General features: G+C 44.8%; 20 protein-coding genes. 11 read left to right on the top strand and 9 right to left on the bottom strand.

Features of this window, described 5'->3' with window-relative positions:
- The first annotated feature begins 100 nt into the window (after nt 1-100).
- Nucleotides 101-694, top strand: coding sequence for a LysE family translocator (locus ACFOEK_RS11530; protein WP_386720834.1), 594 nt, complete (start codon nt 101-103; stop codon nt 692-694).
- 185 nt (nt 695-879) lie between these two features.
- Entirely contained in the window at nt 880-2,643 is a 1,764-nt protein-coding gene (locus ACFOEK_RS11525) for an alkaline phosphatase family protein (RefSeq protein ID WP_386720831.1), read from the top strand.
- A 63-nt stretch (nt 2,644-2,706) separates the two neighbouring features.
- Here the strand turns inward: ACFOEK_RS11525 and ACFOEK_RS11520 are convergent, their stop codons facing one another.
- Together ACFOEK_RS11520 and ACFOEK_RS11515 are read right to left on the bottom strand one after the other, a co-directional pair.
- A complete protein-coding gene (locus ACFOEK_RS11520) occupies nt 2,707-4,077 on the bottom strand; it encodes a peptidoglycan DD-metalloendopeptidase family protein (RefSeq protein ID WP_386720828.1) in 1,371 nt (456 codons plus the stop codon).
- Between the two features lie 36 nt (nt 4,078-4,113).
- Nucleotides 4,114-4,545, bottom strand: a complete 432-nt coding sequence (locus ACFOEK_RS11515; RefSeq protein WP_386720825.1) for a TraR/DksA C4-type zinc finger protein — start codon at nt 4,543-4,545, stop codon at nt 4,114-4,116.
- Between the two features lie 371 nt (nt 4,546-4,916).
- Between ACFOEK_RS11515 and ACFOEK_RS11510 the strand changes: the two genes are divergently transcribed.
- The 3 genes from ACFOEK_RS11510 to ACFOEK_RS11500 are packed head-to-tail and all read left to right on the top strand — an operon-like array spanning nt 4,917 to nt 7,432.
- The gene (locus ACFOEK_RS11510; protein ID WP_386720822.1) at nt 4,917-5,612 is read left to right on the top strand and encodes an SIR2 family NAD-dependent protein deacylase; all 696 of its coding nucleotides are present in this window, start codon (nt 4,917-4,919) and stop codon (nt 5,610-5,612) included.
- Nucleotides 5,613-5,669: 57 nt separating this feature from the next.
- Nucleotides 5,670-6,908 (top strand): glycosyltransferase family 4 protein, encoded by a 1,239-nt coding sequence (locus ACFOEK_RS11505; protein WP_386720819.1) that lies wholly within the window; start codon nt 5,670-5,672, stop codon nt 6,906-6,908.
- Nucleotides 6,909-6,937: 29 nt separating this feature from the next.
- Complete coding sequence (locus tag ACFOEK_RS11500; RefSeq protein WP_386720816.1) at nt 6,938-7,432, top strand: hypothetical protein; 495 nt, start codon at nt 6,938-6,940, stop codon at nt 7,430-7,432.
- A gap of 33 nt (nt 7,433-7,465) precedes the next feature.
- On the opposite strand, the gene ACFOEK_RS11495 is transcribed toward ACFOEK_RS11500, so the two are convergent.
- Nucleotides 7,466-8,548, bottom strand: a complete 1,083-nt coding sequence (locus ACFOEK_RS11495) for a hypothetical protein (protein ID WP_386720813.1) — start codon at nt 8,546-8,548, stop codon at nt 7,466-7,468.
- An 83-nt stretch (nt 8,549-8,631) separates the two neighbouring features.
- Between ACFOEK_RS11495 and ACFOEK_RS11490 the strand changes: the two genes are divergently transcribed.
- Complete coding sequence (locus ACFOEK_RS11490; protein ID WP_386720810.1) at nt 8,632-9,687, top strand: AraC family transcriptional regulator; 1,056 nt, start codon at nt 8,632-8,634, stop codon at nt 9,685-9,687.
- A 10-nt stretch (nt 9,688-9,697) separates the two neighbouring features.
- On the opposite strand, the gene mog is transcribed toward ACFOEK_RS11490, so the two are convergent.
- Entirely contained in the window at nt 9,698-10,246 is a 549-nt protein-coding gene (mog, locus tag ACFOEK_RS11485) for a molybdopterin adenylyltransferase (RefSeq protein WP_386720807.1), read from the bottom strand.
- A gap of 120 nt (nt 10,247-10,366) precedes the next feature.
- The gene (locus tag ACFOEK_RS11480; protein ID WP_386720804.1) at nt 10,367-11,314 is read right to left on the bottom strand and encodes an Nmad3 family putative nucleotide modification protein; all 948 of its coding nucleotides are present in this window, start codon (nt 11,312-11,314) and stop codon (nt 10,367-10,369) included.
- A 123-nt stretch (nt 11,315-11,437) separates the two neighbouring features.
- On the opposite strand from ACFOEK_RS11480, the gene ACFOEK_RS11475 reads away from it, so the two are divergent.
- Complete coding sequence (locus tag ACFOEK_RS11475) at nt 11,438-11,800, top strand: hypothetical protein (protein ID WP_386720801.1); 363 nt, start codon at nt 11,438-11,440, stop codon at nt 11,798-11,800.
- 58 nt (nt 11,801-11,858) lie between these two features.
- Here the strand turns inward: ACFOEK_RS11475 and ACFOEK_RS11470 are convergent, their stop codons facing one another.
- From ACFOEK_RS11470 to rimK, 3 genes are all read right to left on the bottom strand, one after another.
- Nucleotides 11,859-12,434 (bottom strand): mechanosensitive ion channel domain-containing protein, encoded by a 576-nt coding sequence (locus ACFOEK_RS11470; RefSeq protein ID WP_386720798.1) that lies wholly within the window; start codon nt 12,432-12,434, stop codon nt 11,859-11,861.
- A gap of 97 nt (nt 12,435-12,531) precedes the next feature.
- A complete protein-coding gene (locus ACFOEK_RS11465; protein WP_386720795.1) occupies nt 12,532-13,596 on the bottom strand; it encodes a succinylglutamate desuccinylase/aspartoacylase family protein in 1,065 nt (354 codons plus the stop codon).
- Nucleotides 13,597-13,694: 98 nt separating this feature from the next.
- Nucleotides 13,695-14,600, bottom strand: a complete 906-nt coding sequence (rimK, locus tag ACFOEK_RS11460; protein ID WP_386720791.1) for a 30S ribosomal protein S6--L-glutamate ligase — start codon at nt 14,598-14,600, stop codon at nt 13,695-13,697.
- A 306-nt stretch (nt 14,601-14,906) separates the two neighbouring features.
- Here rimK and ACFOEK_RS11455 point away from each other — a divergent pair, with 306 nt between their 5' ends.
- The 4 genes from ACFOEK_RS11455 (at nt 14,907) to maoP (ending at nt 17,223) form a co-directional block, all read left to right on the top strand.
- Nucleotides 14,907-15,434, top strand: a complete 528-nt coding sequence (locus ACFOEK_RS11455) for a hypothetical protein (protein WP_386720788.1) — start codon at nt 14,907-14,909, stop codon at nt 15,432-15,434.
- A complete protein-coding gene (locus tag ACFOEK_RS11450; protein WP_386720785.1) occupies nt 15,397-16,275 on the top strand; it encodes a LysR family transcriptional regulator in 879 nt (292 codons plus the stop codon). Before ACFOEK_RS11455 ends, ACFOEK_RS11450 begins: the two co-directional genes overlap by 38 nt.
- Nucleotides 16,276-16,524: 249 nt before the next feature.
- The gene (locus ACFOEK_RS11445) at nt 16,525-16,866 is read left to right on the top strand and encodes a hypothetical protein (RefSeq protein ID WP_386720782.1); all 342 of its coding nucleotides are present in this window, start codon (nt 16,525-16,527) and stop codon (nt 16,864-16,866) included.
- A gap of 18 nt (nt 16,867-16,884) precedes the next feature.
- Nucleotides 16,885-17,223, top strand: coding sequence for a DUF413 domain-containing protein (gene maoP, locus ACFOEK_RS11440; RefSeq protein WP_386720780.1), 339 nt, complete (start codon nt 16,885-16,887; stop codon nt 17,221-17,223).
- A 48-nt stretch (nt 17,224-17,271) separates the two neighbouring features.
- Here the strand turns inward: maoP and ACFOEK_RS11435 are convergent, their stop codons facing one another.
- A complete protein-coding gene (locus tag ACFOEK_RS11435; protein ID WP_386720777.1) occupies nt 17,272-17,760 on the bottom strand; it encodes a hypothetical protein in 489 nt (162 codons plus the stop codon).
- Between the last annotated feature and the right edge of the window lie 93 nt (nt 17,761-17,853).

The following is a 17,853-nucleotide window of genomic DNA, read 5'->3' as shown; positions in this document are numbered from 1 at the left end:
ACAATAAAATCTAATTAAAGCATCTAATCATACTATCAACAAGCCTATAGACTTAATCACCTTCAGAACCAAATACTCACTTTACTTTAGGATGCTTCGTATGACCGTCTGGCTCGCTATGGCGCTTTATTCGCTTTCCATGTCAATTTCCCCTGGCCCGGTGAACTTGCTGGCTCTCTCCAATGGTTTAAACCATGGCCTGGCTCGGAGCTTCAGTTATGTTTCTGGGGCAACCATTGGCTTTATCACCCTCTTTTTCTTAACAGGGATAAGCGTTTCGTATGTTTCAGAGGTGTTGCCAAATATCATGATCGTGCTGGGCTCATTAGGAACTGCATTCATTGCCTACATCGGCTGGCAGATCGCTAAAACAAGCCAAGTATCCAAACAAAAAAATAGCAAAGATGCCTCGTCCTTCATTGATGGCGCCCTTCTCCAGTGGCTGAACCCCAAAGCCTGGATCGCCAGCATGGCCGGAATGACGGCATTTCAAATTGAAAGCACTGAGTCCCTCACTGTCTTCTCAGGCATTTACTTTATCGTGTGCTACCTGTCGATCAGCGCTTGGGCACTACTGGGGGAAAAGCTACAAGGCCTGTTGAATAACCCAAAGAAAACCCGAAGGTTCAATCAGGCTATGGGTTGGAGCCTGATCTTGATTGCTGGCTATCTATTGATAAAGCTATTTGATTAAAGATCTTTAATATTCTGGGCTGAAACTAATCTTTTTTCACACACTCCAAATTTCCTTAATCCTAATGGCAAACTTCATTATTTCGTCATCGCGTCGTCACAGTTATGCCTAACTATTTGGGATATACCAGATTGATTTTATAACTAATGGTATATACCTAATAAAACTCGATAAGGAAGAAAGGAATGAAACATTCTCTCTTAACAAAAGCACTTATTCCCATGCTGTTGGGAACTGGCATCAGCATCGCGCACGCTGAACAAAAGGCATTATTGGTAGGGATAGACGGCGTACAGTTCGAACGCATTCAAGCGCTCAACACGCCAAACTTTGACAGGTTAAACATCACAAAAGCCTACACGGGCGGTATTGCAGGTGACAACAATGAACAAGCCACCTACAGTGGGCCTGGTTGGTCGACCATTCTTACCGGAGTATGGGTCAATAAACACGGAGTCACCTCTAATAGCTCTGGCCTGGCAAACCCTGATTTCCCAAGCATCTTTAAACGATTGGAAGATCATGATTCCAACCTGAAAGTAGCCAGCATTGCTCATTGGGCTCCTATCAATACTCAATTCTTCACCAACGACGTTACACAGATTGATATGGTAAAGAACGGTCAAGATGACCCTACCGTTGTCTCCGAAGCCATTCAGTTTATGCAAGCCGGCGGCGACTTTACCTTTGTTCATCTGGACGACCCCGATCACTATGGCCACTCTTATGGGTTTGGTAACAAGTACAATGACAGCATAAAAACCGCTGATCAGCAGCTCGGCCAACTTCTAGACACCGTAGAGCAATTGGAAAAAGAATCGGGCGATGATTGGCTGGTGTTGGTCACCACCGATCACGGTCGTGATCTGTTAGGTTATGGCCACGGCGACCAAACCGCCCAAGAGAAAACCATCTTTATTGCCAGCAATAAACCTATGAATAAAGAGTTCACGCAACCCGTAAGTAATCTTGCTAACTCTGACTTTGATGGTTTGTATGGCTATGCCGCCCAAACCTCCATTACACCCACGCTATTACGCCACATGGGTATTCCGTTAGAAGCCAACTGGAAGCTGGATGGGATTCCATTAATGGGCGACCTGAGCGTCAGAAAATTAGCCAATGGTGTGAGAGGGAACGATCTAAGCTGGTACAGCGAAGAAGCAGGTAACGTGGATATTTTCCGTAATGGCACGCTGGTGGATTCGGTTCCAGCATCATTACAAGGTTGGGACGACGTTTCCAACTCAACCGGAGTAATGGATTACAGCTTAGTATTAAACGATACCCCGGCCAGTTACCGTAAAGTGGCATTGGACATCACAGCAAGTCTGGATTGGAATGCCACTCGTGCATATTTCTTTAGGAACGATGAAAAATACGTGCGCTACGCCACAGTCCTTGATCAAGCAGAAAGTGGATATCCTAAAGCAACCGACAACCAAACCTGGCCCGGTTTAGGTAGTCATGCCAACAAAGTCATTGCCAGCTTCAAATCCTCTTTCAGTAAGAGCTATTTCTTCCTAAATGATGGCACCTACATTCGTTATGACAACATCAAAGATGAAGCTGATAGCGGTTATCCAAAACCGATTGATGATAATACCTGGCCTGGCTTGGGTAACTACGCCACCGAGATCGCAGCAACCCTTCGCTGGACGGGTGATAAAGTCTACTTCTTCCTGAAAAACGGCGAATATATTCGCTATGACTTAGGGGATGATAAAGCCGACAGCGGATATCCTAAAGCCATTAATGACAACACATGGCCTGGACTAGGCGCTTACGCAACTGACATCACGGCTGCGGTTCAATGGAGCGACAGCCGGGCATATATCTTCCTCACCGGTCAACGCTATATCCGCTATAGCATCAGCGATGATCAGGTTGACCCTGGCTATCCGAAAACCACCAGCAATGGTACTTGGCCTGGCGTGATGAAGCCTTAGAGAATGTAGTTTAAATCGGCAATAGAATAACTCTGTTGCCGATTTAAGGATGCCTTTTTTAATTTAGGACTGATCAGGTCGCTGATCTGTTTGACTCTCATTGGTTACCGGGCTATCCAGCTGGACTATGCTCTCATCACTGACCATTAACTTCTGCATATCAGCAACCTGGAGACGAAAATTATTAATCTCAGAATCCGGGATTGATTTAAGCATTGGAATGCTTGCTGTAATTGGATTCACCGGTCGACCTTTGACATGGAGTTCATAATGCAAATGGGGGCCGGTTGAACGCCCCGTATTTCCAGACAAGGCAATTACTTGACCCCGCTGAACCCGCTGGCCTTTGGTTACAAGTATTTTACTAAGATGCAAAAAACGCGTTGAATAAGAGCCAAACTGGTCTATGTCAATATACTTACCAGCGTAAGGATGATTGGCGATTCGAGTGACACGTCCATGTCCCGTTGAAAGCACTGGTGTGCCTGTCGGCATGGCAAAGTCAACGCCATGGTGAGGTTTAAACAGTCCTGTCACTGGATGCCGACGACGAGGGCTAAAGTGGGAGCTAATTCGAAATTTCTGACGTGTTGGGTAGCGTAAAAGCGCAGGTACTAAACTGCTACCGTTTGAATCATAGTATGATCCATCGCTATGTAGATACGCACCGTATTCTTTGCCTCGGGAATAGATACGTGCAGCAAGTAATCTATCTTTCCCGATGGTGCGACCATCAATAGTCTCACGCTCCATCACGACCTGAAAGTGGTCACCAGCACGAAGATCACGATTAAAATTGAGTGAACTCCTCAGAAGCTGTGTAATGGTCATAACACTGTTATCCGACAAACCCGATGAAGAAGCTGAGACATAAAAGCTTCCAAACACCTTCCCCCTTGTTACCTCAGCAACCTTCGAAGTGGGAATAACAATTTCATCGTATACAAATCCGTCATCAGAACGGCGATAAGACACCGTTTTACTCGGATCTAATACACGAGAAAAGGCATCAAGCCTATTACGGACCTTATCAACTCGAAAGCGAAGTTGGTCACCGGGTCGCAATACATCCAAAAATAGATAAGGTTCATCTGCTTCAAGAATCTCAAGTAACTCTGTAATAGGTAATTGATGCTTCTTGAATATCGTCTCTAAGGAATCACCTGTCACAACCACATAGGACAGATCATAGAACTGCCTCTCATTCAGAGGAGGTATAGATGAGAGCTGTTGAGTTTTGGCCGAACGTTTTGGTATTTGAATCTGTTGGTCAACGTGTTCTATGACAGGTGGAATCTGATCAGCTGTAGAGATTGATAACGAATCAGAGCTGCTATACCAAAACCAACACAAACAAACAAAAGCGATAGACCCGAAAGCAATTTCAAACTGCGCTACTGTTTGCCGATTAAAATAGACTTTATTAGATATCATGCTGTGGTGATTCTTAAGAGTGGCAGGTATACGTTACTAATGCTTATACGCATGCTCTTTGATTTCTCTAATAGCCTTCACTTCAGCACAGTATTCTGCAGTAGGTCTGGCGAGTAATCTTAGAATACCAATAGGTTCCCCCGACTCCAGACAATAGCCATATTCCCCCAAGCGAATACGTTCAAGCGCCTGCTGAATCTTAGGCAGTAATTTTTGCTCGCGTTCAACAATGCGAAGAGAAAGCGCGCATTGCTCTTCCCAAGTTGCACGATCGCTTTCATCACTCAGATCCGCAGGAGAGGACATTTGATCTTTAGCCTGCTGGATATGCACACGAGTGGATTCATGAAGTTCAATGAGAAGGTTTCTAAAAAACGCCAACTGATCATCATTCATATAATCTTCATCAGGTGCGGCCTTGATCTGATCCAATGTAAGCATATTCGGTTTCAATTCTTTGTTATCCATACGTTAACCTCTTTACCCTGAAGTTTTGCATGTACGTTGTGCAATACTTCGAGCGATGTAGTTCTCTCTGAAAACTGACTAATAAATACACTGCAGACCTCAGATGGTGGCAAGTAGACTGTTGAGTATTCAAGAGGATCGAAATTAATTAGATATGTTATAACATAACATTCATATAATAAAGATAACTAATCCGTTTTTGAATCGTGACTAACTTAATCCAAACAAAGTTCTACGACCATTGATTCGTGTAAGGTCTTTACAATATCTAGACCTCCAATTACCACTACACTTACAATCACGACACGTAAGAATCACAGAAACAGGGCTTTATAATACCAATGAACACCCTCTACATCACAGGCGCCGGAGTGAGCGCAGAAAGTGGCATTCCCACCTTTCGCGGAGAAGACGGCTTTTGGATCATAGGAAGCCGCAACTACACCCCTATGGAAATGGCGACTCGCCAGATGTATACCCAAAACCCGGTAGAGTTTCTTTCCTGGTATTACCATCGTTTTGCTACCTACCGAAATCACGGCCCAAACGACGTGCATTATTGGTTAGCAGACAAGAACCTGATTACTCAGAACATTGATGGGCTGGATGGCAAAGCCGGCAATCAGGATTACATCGCCATTCATGGTCGCTTGGATCAAATGACCGTGTTTCATCACCAAGGCGACGATGTCGATACTCACCACACACCCTGGGATGACGTCGACGAAAACGACCTGAAACATTCCCTACTTGAGTTGTTCAACATAGACAAAGGCCATAAACAGCCAGAGATCAATAAATCCCTCAAACCCTATGTGCTGCTGTTCGATGAATATTACACAGAGCTGTATCGTATAACTGAAGCCCAACAGCGAATGCTTGAGGCGGATAGGATTGTATTTATGGGCACCTCCTTTAGCGTCAACATCACTCAAATGGCCTTGGAAGTAGCCATTACCCAGGGCACGCCGATTGAGATTGTTGACCCAAATCCGGTAGAGATTCCTTATCAGAAGACCACCTATCATCGAATGAAGGCGTCGGACTACATTAAAATTGCGGAATAAATATCACGCTTGTTAAGTGCTTCCCCAGCCAACCAACAGCCTCTATAATCGCCACCCATGAAAACTTTACTCGTCATTGGCTATGTTTGGCCGGAACCCAAATCCTCTGCGGCTGGCAGTCGCATGATGCAATTATTGAATGGCTTTCAGCAGGCTGGATACCAGATTCACTATGCTTCCCCTGCGGAATTCAGTGCCCATGCGGAAGATCTTTCCGACTATGGAATCACCAGTTCCAGCATCGAGTTAAACAGTTCAAGCTTCGATCAGTTCTTGTTGGAGCAAAAACCTGCGGCCGTGATGTTTGACCGTTTTATGATGGAAGAACAGTTCGGCTGGCGAGTAGAAAAGCATTGCCCGGATGCATTAAGGATTCTTGATACAGAAGATCTTCACTGCCTTCGTCACGCTCGTCATCAAGCCTGTAAAGCCGGTGCATCCATTCAAAAAACGTTGAATATCAGTAATGAGTTTCTGTATTCGGATTTAGCCAAGCGAGAAATAGCCTCAATACTTCGTTGTGATTTGAGCTTGATGATTTCAGAAGCAGAAATGCGTTTACTGACCGAACGGTTTAACGTCCCGTCGGAAATCATTCATTACATCCCCTTCTTCCGTCCGATACCCAATGACAGCCTGTGGTTGGATTTTGAAGAACGACAACACTTTGTGTCCATTGGAAATTTCCGCCACGAACCCAATTGGAATGCGGTACGTTACTTAAAAGAAAACATTTGGCCAGCCATTCGTAAGAAACTGCCCGACGCCGAACTTCATGTGTACGGTGCTTATCCACCCAAGAAAGCCACACAGCTGCATAATGAGAAACAAGGCTTTTTGGTAAAAGGTTGGGCGGAAGATGCTTATGAAGTGGTGTCCAACGCCAGAGTCCTACTGGCACCCTTACGATTTGGTGCTGGACTAAAAGGTAAGCTAGTCGATGCAGCCGAGTGCGGTACTCCCGCCGTGACAAGTTCGATCGGTGCCGAAGGCATGTACCAGAACCATATTCCCGTATTGATAGAAGACACAGCCGATGCCTTTGCAGAGTGCGCGGTATCGCTGTATCAGGACCAACAGCGTTGGAAGACCCTTCAAAACGAGTGCCTTCCCATGATCAAAGAACGATTCGATGAAGCCCAGCATATCCAGGAGTTTCTGAATCGTTTAGCTGATCAGGAACAAAACCTGAGTCAATACCGTCTAACCAACTTTACGGGTGCCATGCTGAGACATCACTCAATGAAAAGCACCCAATACATGGCACAATGGATTGAAGCCAAGAACAAACTCTAGAGAACCTCTGATATAGGACCAATTAATTAATGCAAAAACGTGTTTTCATCCTTCTACTTGTGCTCACACTTGGTTTTGCGCTTTTCTTTCTGTTAGACATACCCAAGGAAAGCACCCCATCTAATAAAGCTCAGAAAAGTCATACAGATACCAGCACCTCGATAAATGAAGACATCACACCTAACGTTATGGAGTCAACAGAGGTAAAAGAAACGCCTCCTGAAACAATCCAACCTGAGCCATCGTTACAAGAATCAAAAGAAAGTGCTTCTACTGTTTCAAAGCCGATCAAGCCCAAACGGACCATTGACCTGACTCTCCCAGAAGACTGGGATGCAGGCAACGGATCACTGGACGAGGTTTTATATGACGTCCCTCAAGAAAGAATTTTGCCCAACCTTCTTATTGATACAAAGAGGCCAAAGAACATGATCTTAGATGGGAAAGTCTTAAAGGATGAAACCAAAGAAGACTATATCAAGTCCATCGAAGGTGCCGAAGTTTCCGTTGAGATCAAGATGTAGACACATCCAGAACGAACTACTCAGGAGCCCCTCTTAATACAAGTGCTTCATATCATGATTCACCACGGCTTTAACCACTTGATTGGTCGCCTTACCTAATAAGCCTCGTCCATTCATGTGTTCAGATAACACCTTTGGAAACGGCGTCACTTCACCTTTCGATACATAATCAGCTTGATCCCACAGTGACATGTCTTTAAGCACAGACGCCTGAACCAGTGTGTATGATGTCACTTTAATCAAGATACCCAGCTTCGGCAGCTTGCCATCCACTGCAGCCTTTGCACATAAATCAGCATCCGAAGTAATCTGTGCTCGTCCGGACAGCAGGAGAACAAGTTCACAACCAGGAATCATGCACAGTAGTTCAACCGAGGGGTTTTGAAGAATGTTCCTCAAACTGACTGCCACTTTATTCCCCGGTCGCTCAGGAAGAAATATTACATTCTCTTCAATGAGCGTAAGAAAACCGGTTTGATCACCTCGTGGCGAAACTTCAGTCTGCCATTTTTGATTATGAGTTTTGAGTAAGGCATAAGACGCGTAGGATAAATACTCGGACAGTGAGTCGGCTGCCTTAATCCTATTTTCATCAAATGGAGGAATTCGCTCCATCGGCGACCACAGCTGCGATCGGGCAGCAGCACGAGCACAATGAACATAGGCTTGGGTCACGTAAAAACGTTTGGATAAAGAGGCATCTGAAGAACGGTCATTCTCTGCTGCATCAAGATAACCATTTACTCGTAAGGCATGTCCTAATCCTGGCGCCAAAAAATATAAGGAGGCATATCGCTTGTCAGGTTTTGCATTATTCTGATAGTCCTTCAAATTCTGTAACAACAGCTCGTTAGGTGAACCAACCTTTAGATCCCGTGACGCATGAATCAGATGAAAACCGACCTCCTCCCCTGCTAGAGCCAGTACGGCCAATTTAGAACACCGAATGAATTCCAAACAATGAGTATCCAAATCACTCAATATCCGTTTATCCAGCATCTTGGGGTACGCCTTAATTATTTTTCGAAGCTGGGTTTCTGAGGTAATCGTTTCTGAGTCGATCGTTCCCGAAATAACTGTTTTCTGAGGAACGTTTGCTGAGGCAGTCTTAACCATATTAATCTCCTAACCAGTTGAATCCTCAGTTTATCCTCGCCATTATGAAGGGTTTGAGTCTTCCGGTTTCAAAGAGTTGGAAAATGGTTTCAAAAGCCCTGTTTACATCAAAAACACTGCCCAGATCGAAAGTACAAGCCCTATCAACCGCAAGTGTGTCTGCTGTTGCGGTACTCGATTTGGCGGATGCTTTAATCAATCGCAACATTATTCAAGAATCCGATCTCACTCGCCTATCGCTAGATCTACTCAAACGCTATCAAACGTTCACCTCACATAACGAAACAAACAAGACGCCTATTCAGGAACAACACTTACCAGAGCACTATTTCATTTGGTTATGGCAACAATTGGATCAACAAGAGCAATCAACCAAAGTAAGAATGGCTTTGAGCCTAGGGGAACACACAGAAACCGGACGTTTGGGAATTTTGGCCAACTGGCTTCGACATTGCTCAACACTTGAAGAAGCGCTTTCAACCTTTATTGAGCACAAGTCACTCCTGAATCACTCAGAGCAATGGCGTCTCCACACCCAGGAATCAGAAAGCCACATTACAATTCAGTTCGATGACACCAAAAGCTACCCTTACATTGCCGTGCTTAGGAGTTTCAGCAGCATAGTAACTTGGGCGAAGTTTCTCACCAATAAAAGTCTTCACCCTACCCGGTTAGAGGTTCAAACACAGGACGAGGTAACACTGGCGGAGCTAACACACTATTTTGATTGCGCGATAAAACCGGGTGCCAAACACGATTGTTTGATCTTTAATTCGGACGTGTTGAAATCCCCAATCGTGACTGCGAATAGCTACTTGAACGAGCTGGTCGGTCAACAGGCTAAATCACTAAAGCAAACGTTAATGACCGCCTCGTTATCAGAAAAACTGCAGGCGCTACTCCTGTCAGATTTAGCTCACTATTCGACATTAAGTGAATGCCTAGCCGAGCTGAATATGAGCAGATCAACCTTATTTCGAAAGCTGAAAGCCGAAGGCACACAATTCTCCGAGTTGCTTGATCAAGTACGAAAAGAGAGACATCAAAAGTTAGTAAATCAAGGAAGATCCAACGCAGACATTTCAGACGCATTGGGCTTTTCAGAGATCAGCGCTTTCTATAAATTTCTCAAGCGCTGATCTTTTGGGGTTATGACTTCTTAGGCCGGAATGGTTGAATCACCGACTCATCACACTCTATGAACGGCCCTTCCATCAAATCAATGCAATACGGGATGGCCGGGAACACGGCATCTAAGCATTCGCGGATGGATTTAGGTTTACCAGGAAGATTCACGATCAAGGTGTCTTTTCTCAGACCGGCGGTTTGACGGGATAAAATCGCCGTAGGAACAAACTTTAAAGATTCCGCACGCATCAGTTCACCAAAGCCCGGCATCATACGATCACACACTACTTCGGTTGCTTCTGGCGTGACATCACGCTTCGCGGGCCCCGTCCCGCCCGTGGTGACAATCAGGCAACAGTGTTCATCGTCTGCCAAAGAAATCAGTGTTTGTTCGATTTCGTCCTGCTCATCCGGGATCACTTGATACAGCGCTTGCCAATCAGAAGTTAGATAGTCGTTTATCGTATCAATGATGGCTTGACCGGAAATGTCTTCATAAACACCTGCGCTGGCGCGATCGCTAACGGTGACAATACCTATTTTGATGTCAGCTTCTGAAACTTGCGGCATGAGAGAATCCTATAACAGTTAACTGCCCCTACCTTACCAAGTTAATTCTTTTTGCCATTGATTCAGGTTAAGCCTTTTGTGGTTTACAGTTTCTATGTAGCAGTTTCTATCTAGCTACCATCAGCTGTTTCTTTGTATTAGCCCTGCCAGCCAAGTTTTTGCTTCCGGGTATTGATCCACATCCAACACAAACTCCTGCCCTCGTGCTGCTGATTGTAATTGGCAATATCCGTTTGATGGTTCAAACCAGCGATTGGATTTATGATGATACGACAAGGGTTCACGCTCACGATTTTTATGGGATGCATCCGTTTGATAAGGATAAAACCATTCTGGTAGTCGCCAAAAACTGGGCTTATTAGGGCTGTTTTTATAAGAAGAAGGCTGAGTTAAGATCAACTCCTCGCAAACCCTGTTGAAGATACCATGCCCGGCTCGTTTTGCATCAAGGGGAGAATCAGCAAACATAGACATCGCCGAAGACAGGTACAAAGTGTTATTGGCATCCGGCTCGCCGTGCATATGCGGGTGGTACGCCAACCACATTAGACGGTCAGACTCGGAAGAAGAGAAATTTGTCTGGTCGATAATCAGTTTCTCACCAATTTCTAACCAACCCCAAAGTAGATGTTTTGGTTTGGAACCGGGCACAAAACGCCAACGGGCTTTTTTACGTCCCTCTTTGTAAGGCTCAACATCCCGAAACAAGCCAAAGAATAGAAAGACATCGCCGACATCAACACCTTGCTTGGCCAGATGCCCTTGAGCCGCCCCCGTTTGTCCCAAAACCGGCCGCCAGTTTGGTTCTCTAGAATAGGCAGAAGAAATCATATCCGGGTCTAGATGCGCTCCGACAGCAGGCTTGATTTTACCCTTGGTTAATTGCGAAACCAGATCGGAAACCTCCACAACCTCACCGGACGGAAGCTGATGCTGAAGATCACGATAGGTAACTGTAGATTTGGAGTCTGGAATGGGCAACGCCAGCATAGAACCATCCGGAAAGATCGGATTGGGACAACCACCGGCCGAGCTATCAAAGCCCTTTCTGCTCAAAATCAATTTCATGGCTCCGACGACCTCAACATTCTAAAAAGAGGCATTTTACTGGGAATCGAAGCGATGTCCCAAAATTTCTATTACAATTACTAGATCCGATTCGGTATCCACAAAATTTGATAAGGACATGAAATGATTACCTATTTTTACTGGGCAGCAGTCATTGTGATGGCTATTCTGCCGCTGTTCATTTTGGGCGTAAAATTCAATCAATGGAAAATTGGCTTAGCCTCTACTGTCTTGATCTTCTTAATCGGCTGGGCCGCCTATTTCTTTCACTTCCAGCAAGTGTTCGTAAAACGCTGGGGCGGTGTCATGACCATTACCGTACCTCAAGGTCAGCGTCATATGGGGGCGACCTGGAAAGACGAAAACTTGTGGATTGAAAACTACGATCCAGCAACCAACATCTGCCATTTCCACGAATATTCCAAAGGAAACCTTCTTCAAGGTAAGGTCACGATTAAAAACTGTAATCCGCTGATGCCTAAATAATTTCGGTAGAAAGTGCACAAACCAAACGGGGCCCTTTTAATCAAGGACCCCATTTTTTTTATGGCTCTTCAGTCGGTTTTGGAGTAGCAATGAGCTTACCGATTGGTGTCCAGCGATCCCGTGGGTTGACGATGGTCGGTCGCGAAAGCAGTAAATTATTTGGATAAATCATTACCTCACGCGACTCTGTAATCAGCTTGGTATTGAACAAGTTAATCTCCGAAATAAAGCCTTCAACGTAGTTATCACCATCCAAAATACGAACAAAGTTACCCCGGCGATAAGAGGTGTGCGCCAACAGTAAAAAGAACGAGGTAACATTACTCAACAGAGACCAACTGGCAAACAACGCTACACCCGTCACAGCTAAAATGCTGGCCGATAAAGTCAGCAAACCTCGGAAGTCGAAGCCCCACACAATCAAAGCACTGGCTAATGCACCAATCGTCAAAATCACATTCAAGGCTGACAACGCCTTTGCTACCGAACGGTCTTTCAGACGGCCATGTTCTGCTTGTTCACGAATCTTTGGCCCAGCAAAAAAACGGAACGTTCCATAAACGCTGAAGATTATCAGAGTAAGTAAAATATTCAGCTTGTATTCTTGATACCATTCGGTAACTAAACTTTCCATTGAATCCTCTAAAAGTAATGAATTGCCATGCTCCATCTGTGTGAATAAGAACATGAGTCTTGGTATTTATAAAGCCTAAAAGTTATTGATACATAGATTATTGCCCATTCAGAGGCTCACCATCCGGGAGATTATCTGCATCCGGGATCAACTCACCGTCTGGGTTCAGTGTATCCTGCATCATTTCAATATTTTCAACCACTTCACCGGGTTTACTGAAGTAGGCTATGTGATACATGGCCTCACCTTCCTGCGCCAGCGGTATGTTCTGTTTGCCGATCACAATGCCTTTTGCGTTCGCTTTCACCGTATCAAGCAGTACTCCGAATGGGTCTTTAATTGCGGCAAGTACGTCCCCTTTCTCCACAAAATCACCCAGCATTTTGAGATGATTCACGAAGCCACTGTCTGATGCCCTGACCCAACCACTCTGACGAGCAACGAAAGGTTCGATAACACGAGAACGTCGTACTTTCGGCAACATGCCCAAATGCCTCATAACGTTAACTATGCCTTTCTGGCCCGCACGTATCGACAGTTCATCAAACCTAAGTGCCTCTCCCGCTTCATACAAGAGCACCTTAACACCCAGCTCAGCCGCTGCCTGCCGCAACGAACCATCACGTAAATTCGAATTGACCAGTACAGGGACGCCAAACGCTTTTGCCATTCCCAAGGTAATATCATCATCCAGATTCGCCCTGATCTGAGGTAAGTTACTCCTGTGAATGGCACCGGTATGTAAATCAATGCCGTAGTCGCATTTAGCCACCACTTCGTTCAGAAACAAATAGCCAATACGTGAAGCCAACGACCCTTTCTTTGACCCCGGAAACGAACGATTTAAATCTCTGCGGTCAGGTAAATAACGACTCTGATTGAGCACCCCGTATCCATTCACAAACGGCACTGCCACCAATGTCCCTTTAACTTTGTTAATCGCAGGACTGTTGATCAAACGGCTGATAATCTCAATACCATTCAGCTCATCACCATGGATGGCAGCACTGACAAACAAAGTCGGTCCATCACGCTTTCCTCGCTTTACAAATACCGGAATGGACATACTTGTATCTGTGTACAAAGGAACGGTGGGAACCTCTATCTTTTTGGTCTCTCCAGGAAATACTTTTACACCACCAATTTCAAACGCTTTTTTCATAACCATATCCTGTCCTCAATAAAAGCTCGCTAAATACAGCTTTTCAGTAATACCCCTGGAACCATGTCTTTCTGGCAATATCCATCAAAATTAGGCTATTAGCCTTTACCCTTGGTTCGGGTTTTATTTGGTTTTGCAGACTTTTCTATATGCTCATAAATCATACCTGCAACATCCTTCCCTGTTGCCATTTCAATGCCTTCCAAGCCTGGTGAGGAGTTCACCTCCATTACCACAGGCCCATTATTTGAGCGTAGAATATCTACGCCACATAAGCCCAGCCCCATCGTCTTCGCGGCATCTACGGCGGTTTTTCGTTCGGCAGGAGATAAACGAACAATTTCCGCTTCGCCACCTCGATGCAGGTTGGATCGGAACTCTCCCGGAGCCGCCTGCCGTTTCATGGCGGCAACCACTTTGTCACCGACAACGAAACAACGAATGTCCGCGCCACCGGCTTCTTTAATGAACTCCTGAACCAAAATATTAGCCTTTAATCCCATAAACGCTTCGATGATACTTTCTGCCGCCTTTGTCGTTTCCGCCAAAACCACACCAATACCCTGAGTACCTTCCAACAACTTAATCACCACAGGCGCACCACCTACGTTCTTCAATAAGTCATCGATCTTATCCGGATGATGAGCAAACCCGGTTCTTGGCAAGCCAATACCTTTACGGGACAACAACTGAAGCGACCGCAACTTGTCTCGTGAACGGCTAATCGCTACGGATTCATTCACACAAAACGTCCCCATCATCTCAAACTGTCGAACAACAGACGTTCCGTAAAAAGTAATGGATGAACCGATGCGTGGAATGATCGCATCATACTGAGGCAACGGGGCTCCTTTATATCGAACTGTAGGATTGTTACTCGTAATGTCCATATAACAATGCAGAGTATCGATCACATCTACCGTATGACCACGGCTTTCCCCTGCCTCAACCAGACGACGGGTGGAATACAATTTGGAGTCGCGCGAAAGAATAGCGATACGCATAACAGTTCCCTACAAAGTATGTACTAATGAAATATTTAAAATGGATTAGATAGCTGAAACAGCCTGAAGACCCATATCACTGAAATGGGATGGCTATTCTGGAAGCATAGGCGCCGGCCGTAAAACGAAATATTTTTATCGTTACCATAAACAAGAGGCACAAAACGACCTTATTTCATCTTCGATCAGCACAATAAATTCCGTTTGTGGTAACTACAAAGAAGTTTCGATATGCCTTTGCCCAGATCCATGCAAAATATCCCTTTCACACCCCTCTTCTGATGGCCGACGGCTCTTGAGGTAACAATGAATCATTACAAAACTATCTCCGAAGGTTCTCATTCTCCGATCACAACGGCTCCTGTACACCGTTGCTTTGAAGACATTGATGCCACGCAACTTACCTCAATCCTCAAGCACATGTTGTCTCAGACAACGCCTATTTCGAACCTTATCCAAGCATTATCGAAGTCACCCTCAGAAACAGTGTTGGTAGACTATTTGTGCAGCGAAACGAAAACAGCCAGTATCACCGACCTCACCATTCAATTGGCACTGCTCTCTGAATCACTATGTATTGCTTTGGATATTGATCCAGTGGCTCGAGCATCAGAGCGTGATCCGTACTTACAGTTGATAGTCGTTTCCGGACCAGACGTTGGCTTTCATCAAAGTCGCGCCCATAAAAAGAAAGATCTGGTTCAAAAAGAAGGTGACTCTCAACAAGAAGGCATTACACTGACGTTAAATTCATTTCTTTTTAACGCCTTACAAGAGTTACGGACTGAAGCAAGCAATGGATATAGAACTGTTAAGGACATTCCTGGAAGTTAAGAATACCCGCCACTTTGGAAAAGCCGCTGAGAACCTCTATCTTACCCAAGCCGCCGTCAGTGCCCGAGTTAAACAGCTAGAAAACATCATTGGTGCGCAGTTGTTCACCCGCTTCAGAAATAACTTACAACTGACAGTCACTGGCGAGCGCCTGGTAAACCATGCAGAAACCATCCTGATTTCTTGGGAACGTGCTAAACAGGACGTCTCGCTTAAAAAGAAACAGCAACAAGTCATTGCCATCGGCGGCACCAGTGGCTTATGGGATTTAGTCTTGCAAGACACCCTGCACGCCATGCACACCAAATACCCCGAATTGGCGGTGAGAGCCGAATCTCATGGCTCAGACACGCTGATCAGGCATCTGATGGAACGAACCCTAGATCTGGCGTTAGTCTATGAACCATCTAAGATTACAGATTTAAGCTCGGTCGAAATCAGCACGTCCGAACTCATTCTTGTTTGCACAACTCAGATAGACAACCCGGAAGAAGCGATGGCTAAGAATTATGTTTCCATCGATTGGGGGTTAAATTTTCATATGAGCTATGCCCAGTTATTCCCTGATGCTGCCCTGCCCGTACTTCATACAACGCTTTCAAGAATCGCCTTGGACTTCATTCTCAAGTTTGGCGGAAGCGCATACTTACCGTATCGACTGGTCGAACCTTACATGGACACAGAATTATTTCAGGTCACAAACGCACCGGTGATCTCGCGTAAGATCTACGCCTGTTTCCACAAAGATAATCTTAAATATAAAGAAATCGAATCGATATTGGCACTTATTCAATCTCTCGAAGTTTCCGTTGAAGATATTCCAGAAGAAATCAAAATTTAATCCATCTTATCTGTTTCTAACGACCCCATCCCTGTCTTCTAATAGCGGTTAACAGAGCCGCTATGCACTAATTATTTTTATTGAAAGCACAAATATTTTTCGTTTTTCTGATTCCAACTCTCTACGCATAATCAAATCGCATAAAACACCCCTTCGTGCACCCAAGGTAATGCCGGAAAACATTACCAACAACAGGTAACCACGAAACATTGATAGACAGTGAGCGAGTGATAGAAAGTGACAACAAAAATGAAACAACCAACGTTTATAACAAGTGCATTCGTTGCAATGATGTGGACTCTTTCTCCATTAGCAACGTCATCACCAGCGGTTTCTGAAGACATTCAAACCTACTGTAATCAAATGGCACAAGACGGCTTAACCGAAGAAGAAACTCAAATGATTGTTGACGAGTGTATCAACGAACAAAGCCTCTATCTCAGTGAAGCACCGAGCGACATCGTTGAGCCAGACAAAGAAGCCGAGTGTTATGCCGAAGTAGATGAGAAATTCGAGACGCTTTCACAAGAAGATTCTGTTGAAGAATTTGATTACGAAACGCTATTCGATCAGTGCATGCAAAAACGTTAATCGCCTGAGGTAAGGGTTATGAACAAAGACAGCTTCCTTTCAGAAAGAAATTTCTATGACTCTCAGCATTTCCCAAACGGTTTTGCTCGCGAAGGCGTATTTAGCCTCAAAGAGTCAGAAATACTCAACGATTGTGGCTATGTAATCAGCCAGCTAAACAGCGGAGCGCAAAGACCCGAAAATGAAGATCAGCAAGAAATGCTTGCCTTCCTTCAGGGTATGAAAGACGCAGAAAGCACCATTGAAAAAGCATGGCAGAAATATCAGAACCACATTCATAAGCAATACATTGCGATGCGTGCACTCTACACGGATACTGGCGGAAGTTATCAGGAATCCGATTCTGGTGATTTCTAAACAGTCCAAACCACCTGTTTGTCAGGTGGTTTGTTTATACCGTAGAAATTATTTAACGAAAGTTAGTTCTAAATAACGTTTTTGAATCCTACCCCAACGGCTAACGCCTGGTGTAAAAATCAACGGTGTTCGCCACTTTTGATGCGCATGAACCCTCACACGGCACGGATAGAGGTGGATGAATGAAAATTCTATCGTGCTAGTATCCACAATGCGTACACCTTCAAGATTACCTGTCGCTAAGTTACCGGCAAACTCGAGCCCATCCAATAAAGCACATTGCTCGTCCAACAAATACACCCGAAGGGTTTCTTCGAAGGGCACATCATCGGTTAAGAAAAGTAAATATCCAATACCTGAAACTCGAAATTGTGTCTCCAAGTATGCGCCTTTGATGGGCTTCCCGACATCAAGAAGTGGGTCACTATCCGCGCCTGCTTTAACTAGCTGCACCACTAACTGAACCAAAGGTTCAGCGTCAGAGCTTGGCTTTCGAAGAAGTCGAGTAGAGAAAAGTTCACACGCTTGTATATCCATATACACCCAAGAAAAGTAAAGGCATAAAAAAGGAATGCATCTCCACTATGGCACAAAGTGAAGTTGCATTCCTTCTTTATACAAGCAATCTAA

The sequence above is a fragment of the Litoribrevibacter euphylliae genome, assembly GCF_042646085.1.
GTDB lineage: Bacteria > Pseudomonadota > Gammaproteobacteria > Pseudomonadales > Litoribrevibacteraceae > Litoribrevibacter > Litoribrevibacter euphylliae.
Note: the sequence above shows the minus strand (reverse complement) of the source record. Positions and strands in the feature narration are given on the sequence as shown.